This window comes from Collimonas pratensis (assembly GCF_001584185.1).
In the GTDB taxonomy this organism is placed as follows: Bacteria; Pseudomonadota; Gammaproteobacteria; order Burkholderiales; family Burkholderiaceae_D; genus Collimonas; species Collimonas pratensis.
On the sequence record NZ_CP013234.1, the window covers coordinates 935,463 to 954,457 of the forward strand.

At 59.8% G+C, this 18,995-nt stretch carries 13 protein-coding genes; 11 read left to right on the forward strand and 2 right to left on the reverse strand.

Annotated features, from left to right (window positions below):
- The first annotated feature begins 27 nt into the window (after positions 1–27).
- From CPter91_RS04255 to corA, 5 genes are all read left to right on the forward strand, one after another.
- Positions 28–2,127: a ribonuclease catalytic domain-containing protein gene (locus tag CPter91_RS04255; protein ID WP_061937364.1), complete on the forward strand. Its 2,100-nt coding sequence runs from the start codon at positions 28–30 to the stop codon at positions 2,125–2,127.
- Between the two features lie 132 nt (positions 2,128–2,259).
- Entirely contained in the window at positions 2,260–3,159 is a 900-nt protein-coding gene (locus tag CPter91_RS04260; protein WP_061937367.1) for a TonB C-terminal domain-containing protein, read from the forward strand.
- Positions 3,156–4,007, forward strand: a complete 852-nt coding sequence (aroE, locus tag CPter91_RS04265) for a shikimate dehydrogenase (RefSeq protein WP_061937369.1) — start codon at positions 3,156–3,158, stop codon at positions 4,005–4,007. The genes CPter91_RS04260 and aroE overlap by 4 nt, the downstream gene beginning before the upstream one ends.
- A 42-nt stretch (positions 4,008–4,049) precedes the next feature.
- Entirely contained in the window at positions 4,050–4,745 is a 696-nt protein-coding gene (gene mtgA, locus CPter91_RS04270) for a monofunctional biosynthetic peptidoglycan transglycosylase (RefSeq protein ID WP_061937372.1), read from the forward strand.
- A 267-nt stretch (positions 4,746–5,012) separates the two neighbouring features.
- Entirely contained in the window at positions 5,013–5,978 is a 966-nt protein-coding gene (corA, locus tag CPter91_RS04275) for a magnesium/cobalt transporter CorA (protein ID WP_061937375.1), read from the forward strand.
- 209 nt (positions 5,979–6,187) lie between these two features.
- Here corA and hemL read toward each other — a convergent pair whose 3' ends face one another.
- Positions 6,188–7,471 (reverse strand): glutamate-1-semialdehyde 2,1-aminomutase, encoded by a 1,284-nt coding sequence (gene hemL / locus CPter91_RS04280; protein WP_061937377.1) that lies wholly within the window; start codon positions 7,469–7,471, stop codon positions 6,188–6,190.
- An 84-nt stretch (positions 7,472–7,555) separates the two neighbouring features.
- Complete coding sequence (thiD, locus tag CPter91_RS04285; RefSeq protein WP_061937380.1) at positions 7,556–8,413, reverse strand: bifunctional hydroxymethylpyrimidine kinase/phosphomethylpyrimidine kinase; 858 nt, start codon at positions 8,411–8,413, stop codon at positions 7,556–7,558.
- A gap of 107 nt (positions 8,414–8,520) precedes the next feature.
- On the opposite strand from thiD, the gene CPter91_RS04290 reads away from it, so the two are divergent.
- The 6 genes from CPter91_RS04290 to CPter91_RS04315 all read left to right on the forward strand — a co-directional run bounded on the left by CPter91_RS04290 (position 8,521) and on the right by CPter91_RS04315 (position 18,981).
- Positions 8,521–8,673 (forward strand): rubredoxin, encoded by a 153-nt coding sequence (locus tag CPter91_RS04290; protein ID WP_061945830.1) that lies wholly within the window; start codon positions 8,521–8,523, stop codon positions 8,671–8,673.
- A 161-nt stretch (positions 8,674–8,834) separates the two neighbouring features.
- Positions 8,835–9,251 carry a response regulator gene (locus CPter91_RS04295; RefSeq protein WP_061937383.1) on the forward strand — a complete coding sequence of 139 codons (417 nt, stop codon included), beginning with the start codon at positions 8,835–8,837 and terminating at the stop codon, positions 9,249–9,251.
- A 92-nt stretch (positions 9,252–9,343) separates the two neighbouring features.
- Positions 9,344–9,709: a response regulator gene (locus CPter91_RS04300; RefSeq protein WP_038485766.1), complete on the forward strand. Its 366-nt coding sequence runs from the start codon at positions 9,344–9,346 to the stop codon at positions 9,707–9,709.
- Positions 9,710–9,775: 66 nt separating this feature from the next.
- The gene (locus CPter91_RS04305; RefSeq protein WP_061937386.1) at positions 9,776–10,372 is read left to right on the forward strand and encodes a chemotaxis protein CheW; all 597 of its coding nucleotides are present in this window, start codon (positions 9,776–9,778) and stop codon (positions 10,370–10,372) included.
- 67 nt (positions 10,373–10,439) lie between these two features.
- Entirely contained in the window at positions 10,440–12,827 is a 2,388-nt protein-coding gene (locus tag CPter91_RS04310; protein ID WP_061937388.1) for a methyl-accepting chemotaxis protein, read from the forward strand.
- A 163-nt stretch (positions 12,828–12,990) separates the two neighbouring features.
- The gene (locus CPter91_RS04315) at positions 12,991–18,981 is read left to right on the forward strand and encodes a hybrid sensor histidine kinase/response regulator (RefSeq protein ID WP_061937391.1); all 5,991 of its coding nucleotides are present in this window, start codon (positions 12,991–12,993) and stop codon (positions 18,979–18,981) included.
- Positions 18,982–18,995: the final 14 nt, after the last annotated feature.

Genomic DNA, 18,995 nt, shown 5'->3' on the forward strand with positions numbered 1-18,995 from the left:
CAGAAATTCACAAGTAAAGCACATGTAATGAATCTATTTTTTGAAGAGTCCGGCGACTTTAAAGCGGGTGTCGTACTGTCGCAGCAAGGCGAGGCCTACCAGGTCGAACTGCCAACGGGCAAACGCAGCAAGGTCAAAGCCAAGGACGTGCTGCTGCAATTTACGGCACCGACGCCGCAGGAGCTGCTTGATGAAGCGAAGCAGATCGCGCAAGCCATGGAGCTCGATTTCCTGTGGGAAGTCGCGGGCCAGGAAGAATTCGGCTTCGCCGAACTGGGCGCCGAGTATTTCGGCCATGCTCCCTTGCCGGTAGAAGCAGCGGGTTTGCTGCTGAGCCTGCACACCGCGCCGATCTATTTTTACAAGAAGGGCAAGGGCCGCTACAAGGCCGCGCCGGAAACATCGCTGAAGGCAGCCCAGGCGGGCATCGAAAAGAAACGCCAGCAAGCATTGATCCAGGCTGGCTATGTCGACCAGCTCAAAGCCGGTGAGCTGCCAGAGGTGATGAAGCCGCTGGCGCCGCAACTGCTGTTCAAGCCGGACAAGAACAGCCTGGAATACAAGGCGCTGGAAGCGGCCTGCAACGAATTGCAGACCTCGCCGCAGCGCCTGATGCTGGCGGTCGGCGGCATCGCTTCGCCGAAGCAGCTGCATCTGTCCAAGTTCCTGTTGGAATTTTTCCCCAAGGGTTCCGGCTTTCCCAAGATCGCCATCCCGGCGGTGGCCGAGTTGCCGCTGGCGCAGGTGCAGGCCTTCTCGATCGATGACGTCACCACCACCGAGATCGACGATGCGCTGTCGGTGCAGACGCTGGCGGACGGCAATGTCCGCATCGGCATCCATATCGCCGCGCCGGGCCTCGGCATCAAGCGTGGCGATGCGCTGGATGCGATCGCGCGCGCGCGCATGTCGACCGTCTACATGCCGGGCGACAAAATCACCATGCTGCCGGATGAGCTGGTGGAAGCGTTCACCCTGGCCGAAGGCAAGAACTGCCCGGCGCTGTCGCTGTACGCCACCCTGAATCCGGCCGACTGGAGCCTGGTCAGCACCGAAACCAAGGCCGAGCTGGTGCCGATTTCGGCCAACCTGCGCCACAACACGCTGGACGAACTGGTCACCGAGGAGAATCTGGCTAACGACGCCGGCGACTATCCGCACAAGGCCGATATCGCCGTGTTGTGGAAATGGATACAGGTGCTGGAACAAGGCCGCATGGCCAAGCGCGAAGGCTTCGGCTTGCGGCCGGAGCAGAACAATCGCGTCGATTTCAATTTCTATGTCGAGGACGATGTCGTCACCATCGCCCGCCGCAAGCGCGGCGCGCCGCTCGACAAGATCGTCGCCGAGCTGATGATCTTCGCCAACAGCAGCTGGGGCAAGCTGATGTCGGACCACGGCGTACCCGGCATCTATCGTGTCCAGGGCGGCGGCAGCGGCGGCTGGGCTGCCAAGATGCAGGTGCGCATGGTGACGCACGCCGCGCCTCACCAAGGCCTGGGTGTGGATCAATACGCCTGGAGCACTTCGCCTTTGCGCCGCTACACTGACCTGGTCAACCAGTGGCAGATCCTGGCTTGCGTCGAAGGCGGCGTCGCCGCGCCATTGGTGGCGCCGTTCAAGCCGCGCGATGCCGATCTGTTTGCGATCGTCTCCGGCTTTGACGCTGCGTATTCCGGTTATGGCGACTTCCAGTCGAACATGGAACGCTACTGGTGCTTGCGCTGGCTGGGCCAGGAACAGGCGCGCCAGGTGGAGGCTGCGGTGCTGAAGGATGAAATCCTGCGGCTGGCAGAGATCCCGCTGATCATCAAATTGCCCGGCATGCAACAACTGGCGCGCGGCACCCAGGTCAAGCTCGACATCATCCGCTGGGATGAGGTTGATCTGACGGTTGAGGCGCGCCTGCTGGAAGTGTCGGCGCCGCCTGAGGGCCAGCAGTTGGCCGAGCCGGATGAAGAAGAGGAACTGGCAGCGGAACTGGATGCCGCCATGGACATGCCGCACGAGAGCGTCGAAGCCGAGCTGGAAGCCGTAGCCGACAACGAAGCAGTGGTGGCGGCCGCTGATGACGAGAGTGCAACTGATGAGAGTACGACTGAGGAGAGCAAACCGGCAACGGAGTGAAAGCATCAGGCAAGGGAAAGCTGCAGTAAATTTCCTGCGGGCATCTCTCTGTCGTAGAATGCTTCCCTTGTAGAATTCTACGTTTGCAGAATTTCTCTCCTTTCACTTTTAACAGCGACCTTTGGCACACGCGTGAAATCCTTTTTTCAAAATCGAATCCTGGTCGGCGCCATCGCGGCATCGGTATTGGCGCATGCTGCGCTGCTGGCGGTGCGTTTCGCGGCGCCCGAAGCGTTCAAGCTGAAGCCCACCGATCCGGCGCTGGAAGTGATCCTGGTCAACGCCAAGCACAACACCAAGCCGGTCAAGCCGGAGGCGCTGGCGCAAGCCAATCTGGACGGCGGCGGCAATGCCGATGCCGGCCGCGCCAAATCGCCGTTGCCGGATATGCGCAAATCGGAAGACGGCGACAATGTCCAGGCCACCAAGCGCCGCATCGAGCAGCTGGAACAGCAGCAACAGCAGATGCTGGCGCAGATGAATAAACAGACACCGCTGAAGATGCCGGCCATGGATGTGCAGGAAAAGGCCAGCGACAACACGCCGCAGCCTAACGGCCGCGACTTGGTTGAAAGCGCCAAGGCGATCGCCCGCAGAGAAGCTGAAATCTCGAAGAATATCGACGATTACAACAAGCGGCCGAAGAAGACCCAGATCACGCCGAGCACCCGTGCAGTCGGCTACGCGGCTTACTACAAGGCGTTCCAGGACAAGGTCGAAAAACTGGGCACCTTGAATTTTCCGAAAAAGAACGGCAAGAACCTGTACGGCAAGCTGGTAGTCTATATTCCAATCTATCAGGATGGTTCTCTGTATACCAAAGAAGGCGGTGCCCGCATCGAGCGCGGTTCCGGCAACCGCGACCTCGATGCCGCCACCTTGAAAATCATCGAGCGCTCGGCGCCGTTCGGACGCTTCCCCGAGAACATGCGCAGCAGCGGCAAAGACGATGTGTGGGAAGTGATTTCCACTTTCGAGTTTACCCGCGAGGGCTTGCTGGAGGCGCAATTGATGGGCGGGGTCAACCAATGACGAACGGCGCCGGAGTTGCAGCTGATTTTGCAGCTTACGTGGTGATCGGCAATCCGATCACCCATAGCAAATCGCCGGCGATCCATGCCCGCTTTGCTGCCGACACTGCACAGGACATGCGCTACGCACACCTGCTGGCGCCGCTCGACGGCTTCGCCGCGACGGTGCAGAAGTTCATCGCGCAGGGCGGCCGCGGCGCCAATGTCACCGTGCCGTTCAAGCTGGAAGCCTACGCACTGGCGAATCAGCTGACTACCCGCGCCCAGGCTGCCGGCGCCGTCAATACCCTGATATTCGACGATGGCTTGATCCTCGGCGATAACACCGATGGCGTCGGCCTGGTCAGCGACATTGTGCGCAATGCCGGCTTTGACTTGGCGGGGAAGAAAATCCTGCTGCTGGGCGCCGGCGGCGCGGCGCGCGGCGTGATCCTGCCGTTGCTGGAACAGCAGCCGGCGCAGCTCACGATTGCCAACCGCACGGTGGCCAAGGCAGAAGAACTGGTGCAGCAATTCCAGCAGTACTGCGCGCAGCCCGGCATCCTGAGCGCCTGCAGCTTCGCCGATGCGACGCAGCCGTTCGACCTGGTGATCAATGCCACTTCGGCCAGCCTGCAGGCGCAACTGCCGCCGCTGGCTGCCGGCGTATTCAGCCCGGCGACCCTGGCTTATGACATGATGTACGGCAGCCAGCCGACCGTCTTCATGCAGTTCGCGGCGGCGCAGGGCGCGCACGTGCGCGACGGCCTGGGCATGCTGGTGGAGCAGGCGGCAGAAGCGTTTTTTGTATGGCGCGGCGTGCGGCCGCATACCGACGCCGTATTTACGGCCTTGCGCGCCCAGCTTTAAGCGCACATCGCCGTTCAGATCATTTATTTGCAGGAAATCAGAATGAAATCAGTCGGCAAGATTTTTTTGCGTTTATGTTTGCTGCTGATCGCTGCAGTTTTACTGTTGCAAGTCTATTTTTTCGTGCAGATCTGGTGGTGGGTCGATCACAATCCAAGCTCCACCAGCTTCATGCGCCATCGCTTGTCCGAGCTGCAGGAAACCGTGCCGGACGCCCAGCTGCAATTCAAATGGATCCCGTATACCCGCATTTCGAGCAACCTGAAGCGCGCCATCATCGCATCCGAGGACGCCAATTTTTCCGAGCATGACGGCGTCGACTGGGATGCGCTGGAGCAGGCCTACGAGAAGAACACCAAAAAGGGCAAGGTGGTGCGCGGCGGTTCCACCATCACCCAGCAGCTGGCGAAAAACCTTTTCCTGTCGGGAGAGCGCAGTTATTTGCGCAAGGGCCAGGAACTGGTCATCACCTATATGCTGGAATTCCTGATGGACAAGGAACGCATCTTTGAAATCTACCTGAACGTGGTGGAGTGGGGCAATGGCGTGTTCGGCGCCGAGGCGGCATCCCAGCACTACTATAGAATCTCGGCCGCCAACCTGGGCGCCAGCCAGGCCGCACGGCTGGCGGTGATGCTGCCGCGGCCGCGCTTCTACGACAAGAATCGCGGTTCGGCCTATCTGTCGCAACGTACGGGTTTGATTTTACGGCGCATGGGATCGGCTGAATTGCCTTAGGGCCCGTCAGGTAATAAGTTGGATATTTGGGCGGCCGTAGCTGGATGCGATGCAAGGCGCCCGACGCGCCGCAGTGCGAGCACTGCAAGCGGTGGGCAACGCCGCAGCGCGCCAGCCACGGCCAGCACAAATGTTCAACTTATTTCCTGGCGGGGCCTTAAAATACGGACCTGACGGAAGTTGTTTAAATTGCAGCAAGGCCTGCTTCTTGCCGGACCGTAAAAGCTGCACGGCAACTTCCCTGAAAAATCAGTCTGCGAGGTAAGCGTGATCAATGTATTCGTTTTGCAAAACGGCCGGCTCAACCAGGTCAACATCGAGAGTCACAGCGACCTGCAACAGGTGCAGCCGGTCTGGGTCGACCTGACCGAACCGAACGACCAGGAACGCGCCTGGGTCAAGAGCATCTACGGCGTCACCTTGCCGGGCGAGGACGAGGTCAAGGATATTGAAGCATCGGCCCGTTATTACGAAGCGGAAAATGGCGACCTCCACTTACGCACCGACTTCCTGTTTGAAGAAGACGACGGCCCGTCGTCCACTGTCACGGTCGCCTTCATCCTGGCGCGCAATATCCTGTTTTCAGTCCATGGTGAAGATTTACCGGTATTCCGTCTGGTGCGCATGCGCGCACGCTCACGACCGGGCTCTATCGGCGATTACAAGGACGTGCTGCTCGACCTGTACCAGACCGATGCCGAGTACTCCGCCGATGCTCTGGAGGGCGTCTACAAGAAGCTGGATGAGGTCAGCCAGCGCGTGCTGCAAAAGAAACTGACCGACCAGGCCGCAGCCGAGGCGCTTAGCGCCATGGCGCATGAAGAAGACTTGAACGGCCGCATCCGGCGCAACATGATGGATACCCGGCGCGCCGTCAGCTTCCTGATGCGCGGACGCTTGCTGAACGTGGATCAGTTTGAAGATGCGCGGCAGATCTTGCGCGACATTGAATCGCTGGACGGCCACACAGCCTTCCTGTTCGACAAGATCAACTTCCTGATGGATGCGACGGTCGGTTTCATTAATATCAACCAGAACAAGATCATCAAGATCTTCTCGGTGGCCTCAGTGGCGTTCCTGCCGCCGACGCTGATCGCCAGCATCTACGGCATGAACTTCCGTTTCATGCCGGAATTTGAATGGCATCTAGGTTATCCGCTGGCGCTGGTGCTGATGGTGTGCTCGGCGATCACGCCGTTCTGGTATTTCCGCCGGCGTGGCTGGTTGAATTGAACGCGGAATGGGCGTGCCTTGGTCGAGTCGTCATTCCCGCGAACGCGGGAATCCAAGTTGCTCAATATGGCAGTGAAAATGGATTCCCGCGTTCGCGGGAATGACGGGGTCGCCTAGACGTGGCTGACGAGGCCGGGACGTGAAGTTGGGGGGGCGCCTAGTTCGGGGCGCGAATGACCGGGCCGCCTGGCCCGGTATGTGGCGAATTTTTAAGCCAGTTGCGCAAACGCCCCGCGTGCAGCAGCGACGGTGGCGTCGATGATGGCATCGTCATGCTGCGCAGACACGAAACCGGCTTCAAATGCCGATGGCGCCAGGTAAACGCCGGCATCCAGCATGGCGTGGAAGAACTTGTTGAACAAGTCCTTGTTGGATGCCATCACCGCGGCGTAAGTGCCCGGCACTTCCGCCGCAAAATACAAACCGAACATGCCGCCGATGGCGTCGCCGCTGAAAGTGACGCCGGCATCTTTGGCGGCATTGCTCAGGCCTTGCACCAGCTTGCTGGTCTGCGCTGCCAGCCGGGTGTAGAAACCCGGTTCCTGGATCAGCTTGAGCGTGCTCATGCCGGCGGCCACCGCCACCGGATTGCCGGACAGCGTGCCGGCCTGGTACACCGAACCGAGCGGCGCCATATGCTTCATCAAATCGGCGCGGCCGCCGAAGGCCGCCACCGGCAAGCCGCCGCCGATCACCTTGCCCAGCGCCGTGATGTCCGGCTTGATGTCGTACAGCGCTTGCGCACCGCCCAGCGCCACGCGAAAGCCGCACATGACTTCATCGAAAATCAGTACGGTGCCGTATTGCGTGCACAGGCGGCGCATGGTTTGCAAGAATTCCGGCGTCGCCCGCACCAGGTTCATGTTGCCGGCCACCGGCTCGACGATGACGCAAGCGATCTGGTCGCCCATGTCCTTGAAAGCCTGTTCCAGTTGCTCACAGTTGTTGTAGTCGAGCACCAGCGTGTGCTTGACGAAATCTTCCGGCACGCCGGCCGAAGTCGGATTGCCGAAGGTCAGCAAACCGCTGCCAGCCTTGACCAGCAGCGAATCGGCGTGACCGTGATAGCAGCCTTCGAACTTCAAGATCTTGTCGCGGCCGGTGGCGCCGCGCGCCAGTCGCAGCGCGCTCATGGTGGCTTCGGTGCCGCTGGAAACCAGGCGCACCTGCTCGATCGACGGCACCAGCTTGCAGATTTCTTCGGCAATCTCGATTTCGCCCTGGGTCGGCGCACCAAAGCTGAGGCCGCGCGCAGCGGCATCTTGCACGGCCTTGATCACTACCGGATGGGCGTGGCCAACGATCGCCGGACCCCAGGAACCGATATAGTCGATGTAGCGACGGTCGTCGGCGTCCCAGAAATAAGGGCCTTCAGCGCGCGTGATGAAACGCGGCGTGCCGCCGACCGAACGGAAGGCGCGCACCGGCGAATTGACGCCGCCGGGCGTGGTCAGCTGGGCTCGGGCGAATAAGGTGTCGTTGTTTGAAGTCATTTGCTTGGTGTCGGGGAAATTGTTTACGAGAGATGTTTGCATGCTTGAATCCTGCTCTCCGGCTGCGCGCGGAGAGCAGGAAAATCAGGCGCTGTCGTCAGCGCCATCGTCTTTTGTTTCGCGCTCCAATCCTTCTTCGCGCGCCCAGAAATAGCGGTCCGGGATCAGCTTGCCCATGCCTAGCCGCTGCGCTGCAGTGACCGCCGCCAGGGTGAATTCCTGAGCTTCGGAAACTGCTTCCGGCACATCCAGGCCGTTGGCCAGCATGGCTGCGACCGCCGCCGACAAGGTGGTGCCGGCGCCGCTGAAAGAGCCGGAGACGCGCGGCCAGGTATCTTGCCGCACCACGCCGCTTTCGCTGAACAGGGTGTTGCCGATTTCGGCGGCGGGGGTCGGAGTGCCGGTCACGAACAGATATTCGCAGCCGAGTTCGATGATGCGCATCGCGTCGATGCTCAGCATGTCCTCCGACGACGGCTCGCGCCAGGTTTCCGCCAGCCGCGCCAGTTCCACCGCCGACAGCACCATGACGGTCGTCTGCGGAATCAGCAGTTCGCGAATGGCGGTCAGCAAGTCTTCGCTGTCTTGACCCTGATCCGGCATGGCCGATAGAAAAGGGTCTAGAATCAGCGGGATTTCAGGATAGTCGGAGACAATCTCGGCAATCACCGAGACGCTCTCGATGCTGCCGACGGCGCCGACCTTGAAGGCGGCGACCGGCATGTCTTCGAGCAGCACGCGGGCTTGGTCGGCGACCCAGTCGGCATCGATCTGCTGGGTGTCTTCGATGCGCGCGGTGTCGCCGATCAGTATCGACGTGATGACAGACAAGCCATGGCAGCCCATCGCTGAAAAGGTGGCCAGGTCTGCCTGGATGCCGGCGGCGCCGACTGGGTCGGCCACGCCGAAGGTCAATATAAGAGGAGAAGTTTGGTTTTGCACGGCGGGTAGATTAAGATATCCGACTTTGCATTTTACTTGATTGAAGGGTCACTGCCGTGAGCAATAATGAAAGCAACGCAACATCGAAGCCTGAATACAAAACCTGGATGTGCCTGATTTGCGGCTGGGTCTATGACGAAGAGGCCGGTTTACCGGAAGAAGGCATCGCCCCGGGCACTTTGTGGAACGATGTGCCGATGAACTGGACTTGTCCGGAATGCGGCGCCCGCAAGGAAGATTTCGAAATGGTTGCCATTTAATCCAGTTCCCTCTTTTTTATTGCAGGAAGATTAAGTTATCGTTCTCAGTTACAAAATAAATTGAACTTTACCGGCTTCTCTATATAAAACATTGTCCTAAGGAATGTCTTTCTTTGTTACAGTGACGCCGTAGATTTATTTGGATTGAATGAGACGATTTCATGACAACATCACTTGGCGGCGTCAACCTGAAGGTAATGGTGATTGACGATAGCAGCACGATTCGTCGTTCTGCGGAGATTTTCCTGAGCCAGGCCGGTTATCAGGTGGTACTGGCCGAAGACGGCTTCGATGCCTTGGCGAAAGTCAACGATCATAAGCCTGCACTGATTTTTTGCGACATTCTGATGCCTCGCCTGGATGGCTATCAAACCTGCGCCCTGATCAAAAAGAGCGCCAAATTCCATGCAACGCCGGTGGTCATGCTGTCGTCCAAGGACGGCTTGTTTGACCGCGCCCGCGGCGCCATGGTCGGTTCAGACGAGTACCTCACCAAGCCGTTCACCAAGGACAGCCTGCTGAAGGCGGTGCGCCAGCATACCCAGAGTGTGGATGGCGCCGTGCCGGCGGTGGCTTGAGCCGCGCCGCTTGAACGATTAATACGATTAACTAATTGACGTAAATGAGTGACGTAAATACCTTACGCACTTGAAGTAAATAAAGGTTGAAAATGGCCATACAGAAAATTCTCATTGTCGACGACTCCCCAACAGAGCGTTATTTCCTGACTGACATCCTGGCGAAGGCCGGCTATTCCGTGTCGACTTCCGAAAACGGCGAAGGCATCCTCGACAAGATCAAGGCTGACAAGCCGCAACTGATCCTGATGGATGTGGTGATGCCGGGCCAGAACGGCTTCCAGGTGACACGCTCGATCACGCGCGACGACGACACCAAGGATATCCCTATCATCATCTGCAGCAGCAAGGGCCTGGAAACCGACCGCATCTGGGGCTTGCGCCAGGGCGCGCGCGACTACCTGGTGAAACCTATCGATCCGAAGGAACTGCTGGCTAAAATCGCTGCGCTTGGTTAATTTAATTAATCGAGCGCCGGAGTTGGAATTTAAGTTTGACCTACGGCACATCAGTACATAACCCATATGACCCAATCAACCTCGCCTCTGACGGCGGAATTGCCGCCATCATCGCCGCAGCAGCCAGTCAACAAGGTTGCACTCGACGCCGACTCGCGCCGCAGCCGGCTGCGCGAATTCCAGTCGCACTTGCTGGAGCGCATGCAGGCCGCGCGCAGCGGCAGCGAGACGCAGGAAAGCCAGCTCGGCTTGCTGATTGGAAGCAGCCGTTGGTTGTTGAATCTGCAAGAAGCCGGGGAAATCGTCGCCGTCGACCAGATTTCTCGGGTGCCGCTGACCTACGACTGGTATCTGGGCCTGAGCAATGTGCGCGGCACGCTGATCAGCGTGATCGATTTTGCACGCTTTCAGGGACATGGATTGACGCAAATTGACAAGGAATGTCGGATTGTCGCCTTCGCGCCGACGTTTTCTTTCAACAGCGGCTTGCTGGTTTCGCGCGTCCTTGGTTTGCGCAACGTCGCCCAAATGACCCTGCAGGCCCCGGATCCGCTGGATCAGGCCAGCCCCCGGCGCTATCTCGACAGCGAGTCCCAGGTGTGGACCGAGCTGAGCATGGCCCAAATCTTGCACGACCCTCGTTTTTTACAAGTAGGTTTATGAGTCCCAGGCGCCGTTGCAACAGCAATGGTGTCCGGTGGCAGCGAATTGGTAATTAGGAGATTCTGTAATGGCATTCAAACTACCGTCTTTATCCAAGGCGGCCAAGGAAGAGCAGGGCGAGGCTGGCGATCGTTTCATGCAGGACGCGCTGATGCACGATCCTGAGCAGACTGTCATGGAAGAACGTTTCATTCCTGAACCGCCGCCGGCGCCTTTCGTGGCGCCGCTTACTGTACCGGCTCCGGCTTACACGCCTGAGCCAGCTGCGGCGCCAAGCTTTGCCGCCGCGCCGCAAGCTGCCGTGGCAGCCGCGCCGGCCGCCGCTTTCGCCGGCGCCGCCGCCGAACTCGCCAGCCCGGATGCACGGCCATTGCCATTGATCGGCAAACTGCCGCAGCAAAAGCAGATCCGTCTGTTGCTGATCGCGCTCGGCGCAGGTTTGCTGCTGACCATCCTGTTCCTGTGGCTGAACGCCAAGAGCTCCACCATGAGCTCGACCCAGACCCAGATCGCCGGCGATGCGCTGATGCACTCGCAGCGTATCGGTAAGGCGACGCCGAATGCGATTCAGGGTAATCCTGAGGCGTTCAAGCAGCTGGCCGACAGCCGCAAGGAATTCAACCAGGATTTGACCGTTCTGTCGAAAGGCGGCGATTTCAAGGGGCACGATATCAGCGCCCCGAGCGCCGCCATGGATTCCACGCTGACCGATGTCAACAAGGTCTGGTCGAATACCGACAAGGCCGCGGACACCATCCTCAAGCTGCAAAAGGAATTGACCAGCTTCGGTGTGACGCTGCAAAAACTGAACGGCATTTCGCCTAACCTGCTCGACCTGTCGGAACAGATCGCGACCCTGAAGACCCAGACCGGCGCTACCCCGCGCGAAATCGCGGCATCCTCGCAGTTGGTCATGCTGACTCAGCGTCTGGGCCGTAGCGCCAATGAATTCCTGACCTCGGAAGGTGTGAACCCGGAAACGGCATTCTTGCTGGGCAAGGATACCAACACTTTCCGCGACATCGTCAGCGGCTTCCTGAACGGCAGCGATGTATTGCGCCTGCCGGCCAGCAAGAACGAAGAAGAACGCAGCAAGCTGACTGAGCTGGAAAAGAGCTTTGCCGAATACCAGGAATCGGTCGCATCGATTCTGGGCAACATGCAGAACTTCGTTTCCGCCAAGCAGTCCGAACAATTGATCTTTACCGAGAACGAAAATCTCAAGCAACGCCTGGGCGCCTTGCAAGATACCTATCGTACCGCACAGGATACGCAGAGCATCTGGTTCTGGCTGATGTTGCTGTCGGCCTTCGCTACACTGCTGGCCGCCGCCGCGATTGCCTGGGTACAGGTGCAGGACGGCCGTCACCGTACCCACGAAGCTGACGTGCGCCGGATGGAAGCGGAAGAACAGCGTCTGCAAGCGATCAAGCAGGAAGAAGATGCCAGTAACGCCAACGACCAGAATCAGGCTGCGATTTTGCGCCTGATGAATGAGTTGCAGGAAGTGGCGGATGGTGACTTGACGGTGCAGGCGACGGTGTCGGAAGACATTACCGGCGCGATTGCCGACTCGGTGAACTATACGGTGGAAGAGTTGCGCGGGCTAGTCGGGCGGGTTACCGCAACGGCGCAGCAGGTTACCGTGGCGTCTGACCAGGCGCAAAGCATTTCGATCGAACTGCTGGCGGCGTCGCAGCGGCAGTCGCGCGATATTCAGGAAACCACGCAAGCGGTCCTGGACATGGCGACCCAGATTACCGATGTCTCCAAATCGGCCAGCGAATCAGCTGAAGTGGCGCGGCAGTCGGTGAGCGCGGCGGAAGAAGGTTCCAAGGCGGTGGAAAACGCGATTTCAGGCATGAACGAAATCCGCGAACACATCCAGGAAACTTCCAAGCGTATCAAGCGGCTGGGTGAGTCGTCCCAGGAAATTGGTGAAATCACTGAACTGATTTCCGACATTACCGAACAGACCAACGTGCTGGCGCTGAATGCGGCGATCCAGGCGGCTTCGGCAGGTGAAGCCGGACGCGGATTCTCGGTGGTTGCGGAAGAAGTTCAGCGCCTGGCGGAACGTTCCGGTGCGGCGACCAAGCAGATTGGTGCGCTGGTGCGCACCATTCAGACCGACACCCACGATGCGGTGGTCGCGATGGAGCGGTCGACGCAAGGGGTGGTTGAAGGTGCCAAGCTGTCAGATGCGGCCGGTGCGGCGTTGTCGGACATCCGGCGCGTTTCGAACCGTCTGGCGGAACTGATTCAAAGCATTTCTTCGACGACCGAGCAGCAGGCGAATTCTGCCAACGGCGTGGCTACCAACATTCAGAACATTCTTTCAGTGACGGAAAAGACGCGGGAAGGTACGCGCCAGACGGCGTTGTCGATTCGCGAACTGTCGAAGCTGGCGGAAGATTTGAAGAGTTCGGTATCGCGTTTCCGCGTAACCAATTAATGTGTAGTCCCGCGCTTGCCGGCCTGTTGTCAGGCCGGCAAGCGCGGTATCGGCCAAGGCTTGCCCGGGTTTGCGCTGCTACTGCCGCAATCGCGGGTGATGTTTTGGCCGATATGCATCATGGTCAACCCGTTTGACCACCCCCTGAACCCATGAGGCAGTCATGACCACCGATTTTTCCAGTACCGCTGACTCTACGCGGACTCATCTTGATACCGGACCATTGTCATGGGTGATGAGCGAAATTCGCGAGGCGCTGAACCAGTCCGGCAACGCCTTGTCGCAAATTCACGACAAGCAGCAGGCCGGCGACGATCATTCGACCGCCATCCGTCATGCCAAGACTTATCTGCACCAGGCGCATGGCGCTTTGCAGATGGTCGACATCGACGGCGTCATCATCATCACGGAAACCGTTGAAGAGCTGCTTGAGCGTGCCGAGTCCGGCCAGGCCGAACTGACTGCGCAGCATGTGCAGACCATCGGCAACGCTTATCAAGCATTGATCGAATACCTGGACGAAGTACTGGCTGGCGGCAGCCATCAGCCGGTGCGTCTGTTCCCTTATTACCAGGCGTTGCTGGAAATCCGCGGCGCTGAAAGAATTCATCCGGCCGACCTGTTTTTCCCCGACCTCACCATCCGTCCGCATTTCCCTGCGGCCGAACATGCCGTCGCGATCGAAGCCGAGGCATACCTGCCCTTGCGCAAGCGCTTTGAGCGCGCGCTGCTGCCGTTCCTGAAAAGCGCCGACAAGGCCATCGAACTGGAAAACGCCGGCGCCATGCAAGTGGTGGTCGGCGAAGTCGAGCAGACCCAACGCAACCAGCAGGCACGCGCATTCTGGTGGGTCATGCACGGTTTTTCGGAAGCGGTGGCGACAGCGCAGGTTTCCAATGAGTTGTATGTCAAGCAGCTGTTCGCCCGCATCAACCTGCAACTGCGTCGCCTGAGCCAGGGTTCTTCCAGCATTTCGGAAAGACTGTTGCGCGATGCCTTGTTCTTTATCGCCGGGATCGAAAACGCCTCCAAGCTGACCACCCAGATCCGCGCTGCCTATCGTCTCAACGGCCTGGTGCCGACCGACTACAGCACCCGCCATTACGGCCAGATCAGCCTGGATGCGCTGGGCGCGGCCAAGGAGCGCCTGGGCCAAGCCAAGAACATGTGGGACCGGCTGGCCAGCGGCGACGCTGCCCCTGCCGCTGCCTTTGAAAAAGAAATGCATGGCCTCAGCGAAGCAGGCAGCCAGCTCAATGCGCCGTCTTTGTCCAAGCTGCTGCGCGAACTGAACGGCATCGCCCGCCACGCCGCGCACTCGCGGCCTGGCGATGCGATCTGCATGGAAATCGCCACCAGCCTGCTGTTCATTGAAAACACGCTGAATCACATCAGCCGCCTGCCGCAGAATTTCTCCGAGCGTGCCGACGCCATGACTGCGCGCCTTCTGGCCGTGGTCTCCGGTGAGACCCTGGGCAAACCGGCGCAGTGGATCGATGACATCTATCGTGAAGCGCAACAGCGCCAGACCGTCAAGATGCTGGCCTCGGAAATGCTGTCGAGCCTGCGTCAGGTCGAGAAAATGCTGGACGAATTCTTCAAGGAGCCAGAGCGGCGCGAAGTGCTGACCCAGATCGAACAAGTGCTGCACCAGATCCAGGGTGCGCTGGCGATCCAGGACCAGAGCGACGCCATTCGCGTGGTGGAACATACGCGCAACACCTTGAAGCGTTTCGCCGCCGAAGGTGGCGAGCTGTTGCCGGAAGCGCCGGAGCAGAAAGAATTTGAGCAGATTGCGCAAAACATCGGCGCCCTGAGCTTTTTCATTGAAACGCTGCAGCACCAGTCGGATACGCAAAACAACCACTTCACTTTCGACGAAGAGGCCGGCGTATTCCGCATTAATCTGCTGGAGCGGCGCACGCCGGTTGCGGCGCCGCAGCCAGATCCAGTGGTGGCGCCGACCGGCGCCGATCAGCCGCCGACAGCGCATGCAGCTGGCGGCGACAACCTGCCGTCGTTGCCTGAACTGGCGACCGTGGAAGAGGAGCTGTTGCAGCATCAGCAGCAATCTGCCGAACTGGCGTTGTCGCTGACAGCGCAGCCGCACGATCCGGAACTGCAGGAAAGACTGAAAGAGTCGCTGGTGCAGATGCGGGTTGATGCCGCCCTGAGCGATAATCCTGAAGCCACCGATCGCGCCCAGGCTGCAATCGATATTCTCGACCATCCGGATTTTTCGGCGTCACAGCAATCGCTGGCGGACATCGTTACCACCATCGTGCCCTTGCATGCAGCAGAAGTGGCGGCGCCTGTAGCCGCGGTGGCGGCGGTGACAGACGAGGAGGCTGACGCCGAACTGCGTGAGATTTTTTTGTCCGAAGCAGAAGAGGTCCTGACTAATGCCAGGCAAGCTCTTCTGCAATTGCACGGCGCACCGCATAAGCAGGAACCGCTGACGGTATTGCGCCGCGCCTTCCATACGCTCAAAGGCAGCGGCCGCATGATTGGCCTGAATGCTTTCGGCGAAGCCGCCTGGAGCATCGAACAGGTATTGAATCTGTGGTTGTCGGAATCGCGCGCGGTGAGCAGCGACCTGAGTGCTTTGCTCGACCACGCCGTGACGGAGCTGGATGGCTGGGTCAAGGAAATCCAGTTGTACGGAAACTCGGAACGCACACCATATGCCTTGGCTGAAATTGCCGAGACAGTGCGCGAAGGCGGCGTCTTCGCCGTGCCCGCCGTGGCCCCGGCCGAGGTTGCCAGCGACACCCTGGAACTCAACGATCTGCCGGAACTGCCGGCGCAAGCGGAAGAAATCCAGCTCAGCGACGACGACCTGGCTTTGTTTGGCGTCACCCACGCTGAGCACACAGATACCATCGTCGCCGCTGACAGCACAGCGAATGAAGCCAGCTTTGAAGAAGAGCTGGCGCCGCTGGCCGAAACGCAGGAGCGGGCACCGGCGGAAACGTTGCCGGTTGCTGCGCCGATGGCCATGCAGGTCAGCGCCGAAGTCATCGCTTTCCCAGGGATGCAGGAAATCCGGCACGATGACAGCACCAAGCAGATCGGCGACCTGACCATCAGCCTGCCGCTTTACAACATCTATCTGGCCGAGACCGACCAACTGGTGCGTCACCTGGCGCACGATTTTGCCGAATGGCGCCACGAGCCTGAACGGCCGGTGATGACACAGTCGGTGCACGCCGCCCATTCTTTGGCAGGCAGTTCCGCTACGGTAGGTTTCAAGCCCTTGCAGGAAGTCGCGCACGCGCTGGAAATGGCCTTGCAACGCATGGCGCTGCAACCGGGAAGCCTGCATGGCGCCGACTACGACACCTTGCAGCTGAGCGTCGAACGCACCAAGTGGATGCTGCAGCAGTTCACCCAAGGCGACATGCCGTATTACGAGCCGGCGCTGGTCAGCAGCCTGGACGGCCTCTGGCAACGGCAAGAGTCGCGTGCGCATGAAGTGGAAGAGTTGCCGCAATTGGACGGTAGCGAGGAAGCCGCTATGCCGGAAGCCGTTGCGCCTGCCGTCGAGCTGGAATCGATAGTAGCGGAAATCGCACCGCAGCTGGCTGAGGTTCCCGTCGCGCCGATCGCCGCCGTGGCCGAAACTGCCGACAGCTGGAACGAAGCACTGCACGTGCAGCCGGTCGTGCTTGCCGCCGTAGCGCCGCACCAGCCCGCCATCGTGACGGAAGTGCCACATCTGTTCGAGGCACCGAAGGACGAGGACATCGATCCTGCACTGGTGGTGCGCGATGAACTGGATCCTGACTTGCTGCCGGTGTTCCTGGAAGAGGGCAGCGACATGCTGCCGCAGATCGGCAGCGCCTTGCGCAGCTGGCAGGAAAATCCGGTCGGCACCACCAGCGCCCATCCGGTGCCGCAGGCCATCCTGCGTCATCTGCACACCATCAAGGGCAGTGCCCGCATGGCCGGCGCGATGGTGCTGGGCCAGCACATGCACGAGATGGAAAGCCATATCGAGGTGATCCTGCAAGCGGGCAGCTCGTCACGCCACACGGTCGACGAATTGCTGGCGCACTATGACCGCGGCGTGCAAATGTTTGACAACCTGCGTAATCCGCAGGCCGCCAAGCCGGTGGCACCAGCTGTGCCGCTTGCTGCCGAGACTGTGAGCGACGCGCATGCGCCGGTTAACCTGCCGAGCGTGATGCCTTCGCTGGCGGCTGGGGCGGTGGTTCATACTGCGGCACCGGCGCTTGCCAGCCACACCGGGCTGGTGTCGCAAGTGCGTGTCAATGCAGATATTCTTGACCGCCTGGTGAACCAGGCCGGTGAAGTATCGATCACCCGTTCGCGGCTTGAATCCGGTATCGGCACCTTGCAATTGTCTTTGTCGGAACTGACCGAAAACGTTGACCGCTTGCGCGGCCAGCTGCGTGAAATCGAAATCCAGGCCGAGGCGCAAATCAGCTCGCGCATGACGCTGGCAGGCGAACGCGAATTCGATCCGCTCGAATTCGACCGTTTTACCCGGCTGCAGGAACTGACGCGGATGATGGCGGAGAGCGTCAACGACGTCGCCTCGCTGCAGAAGAACCTGACCAACACGGTCGAAGGCGCCAATGTCGACTTGCTGACGCAACGCCGGCTGACGCGCGATCTGCAACAGGACCTGATGCATGTGCGGATGGTGCAGTTTGCCAGTATCGGCGAGCGTCTGTACCGTCTGACGCGCCAGGTCGCCAAGGAACTGGACAAGCGCGTCAACCTCGACATCCGCGGCAGCCACGTGGAAATCGACCGTAGCGTGCTGGAAAAGATGATCGCTCCGTTCGAGCATTTGCTGCGTAACGCCATCGTGCACGGGATAGAGTCGCGGGAAGCGCGGCGTGCCGCAGGCAAGAGCGAAACCGGCGAACTGAAAATTGAAATCCGCCAGGACGGCAATGAAATCCTGATTCAGCTGTCGGACGATGGCCAGGGCTTGAACCTGCCGCGCATCCGTGACAAGGCGCGCACGGTCGGTTTGCTGGAAAGCGATCAGCAACTGTCCGATCTGGAAACCACCGACCTGATTTTCCGTCCGGGATTTTCCACCGCCACCGATGTGACCGAGCTGGCTGGACGCGGCGTCGGCATGGACGTGGTGCGTTCGGAAGCTGCGTCGCTGGGCGGCCGTGTGGCGGTCACCAGCGATCCTGGCCAAGGCACGCATTTCACGATTCACTTGCCGCTGACGCTGGCAGTGACGCAGGTGGTGCTGCTGACTACCGGCGGCAATACGTATGCCGTGCCGTCGGCGCTGGTCGAGCAGGTGCAGCAGTTGAAGGCGAAGGCGCTGGCTGCTGCCTACAACGATGGCATGCTGATGTGGCAAGGACACAAGGTGCCTTTGCAATATCTATCGACCTTGCTGGGCGATGCCGAGATGGTGCCGGTGGCGCAGCAGTATTCGCCGATCATCATTTTGCGTAGCGGTAATGACCGGGTAGCCTTGCATGTCGACGAAATCGTCGGTAACCGAGAAGTCGTGGTCAAGAATATCGGTCCGCAGTTGTCGCGGATGATCGGGATTGCCGGCGCCACGGTGCTGGGTTCCGGCGATATCGTGCTGATCTTGAATCCGGTGCCGTTGATGCAGCTGCAACTGCAGCGTTCCGCACACGAACATCGGGCGCCGCGCCAATCGCATCTGGCGACCCACGATGTGATGGGCGCCGTGGCCGAAATGGCGGTCAATCCAGAATCCGTCTTGCCGCCAGCGGCACAGCCGGTGCAGGGTTTGCGCAGCCAGAGCGTGGTGATGGTGGTCGACGATTCCCTGACCGTGCGCCGGGTTACCCAGCGTCTGCTGTCGCGCGAAGGCTATCAGGTAGTGCTGGCGAAAGACGGCGTCGATGCGCTGGAGCAGCTGCAGGCGATTACGCCCGACGTCATGCTGGTGGATATCGAAATGCCGCGCATGGACGGTTTCGACTTGAGCCGCAATATCCGCAACGACGAACGCACGCGCCATATCCCGATCATCATGATCACCTCGCGTACCGCTTCCAAGCATCGCAGCTATGCGATGGAACTGGGCGTCAACGAGTATCTGGGCAAGCCGTATCAAGAAGATGAACTGATCCGCAGCATCAAGTCGTTCATCAACAAAGAAGCAAATACGCTGCAATAAAATTGAACGAGCGG

Bases quoted from the DNA above. Each gene is read 5' to 3' on its own strand.
- CPter91_RS04255 (WP_061937364.1), top strand. From the start codon at position 28: ATGAATCTATTTTTTGAAGAGTCCGGCGACTTTAAAGCGGGTGTCGTA.
- aroE (WP_061937369.1), top strand. From the start codon at position 3,156: ATGACGAACGGCGCCGGAGTTGCAGCTGATTTTGCAGCTTACGTGGTG.
- mtgA (WP_061937372.1), top strand. From the start codon at position 4,050: ATGAAATCAGTCGGCAAGATTTTTTTGCGTTTATGTTTGCTGCTGATC.
- hemL (WP_061937377.1), bottom strand. From the start codon at position 7,471: ATGACTTCAAACAACGACACCTTATTCGCCCGAGCCCAGCTGACCACG.
- CPter91_RS04290 (WP_061945830.1), top strand. From the start codon at position 8,521: ATGTGCCTGATTTGCGGCTGGGTCTATGACGAAGAGGCCGGTTTACCG.
- CPter91_RS04295 (WP_061937383.1), top strand. From the start codon at position 8,835: ATGACAACATCACTTGGCGGCGTCAACCTGAAGGTAATGGTGATTGAC.
- CPter91_RS04300 (WP_038485766.1), top strand. From the start codon at position 9,344: ATGGCCATACAGAAAATTCTCATTGTCGACGACTCCCCAACAGAGCGT.
- CPter91_RS04305 (WP_061937386.1), top strand. From the start codon at position 9,776: ATGACCCAATCAACCTCGCCTCTGACGGCGGAATTGCCGCCATCATCG.
- CPter91_RS04310 (WP_061937388.1), top strand. From the start codon at position 10,440: ATGGCATTCAAACTACCGTCTTTATCCAAGGCGGCCAAGGAAGAGCAG.
- CPter91_RS04315 (WP_061937391.1), top strand. From the start codon at position 12,991: ATGACCACCGATTTTTCCAGTACCGCTGACTCTACGCGGACTCATCTT.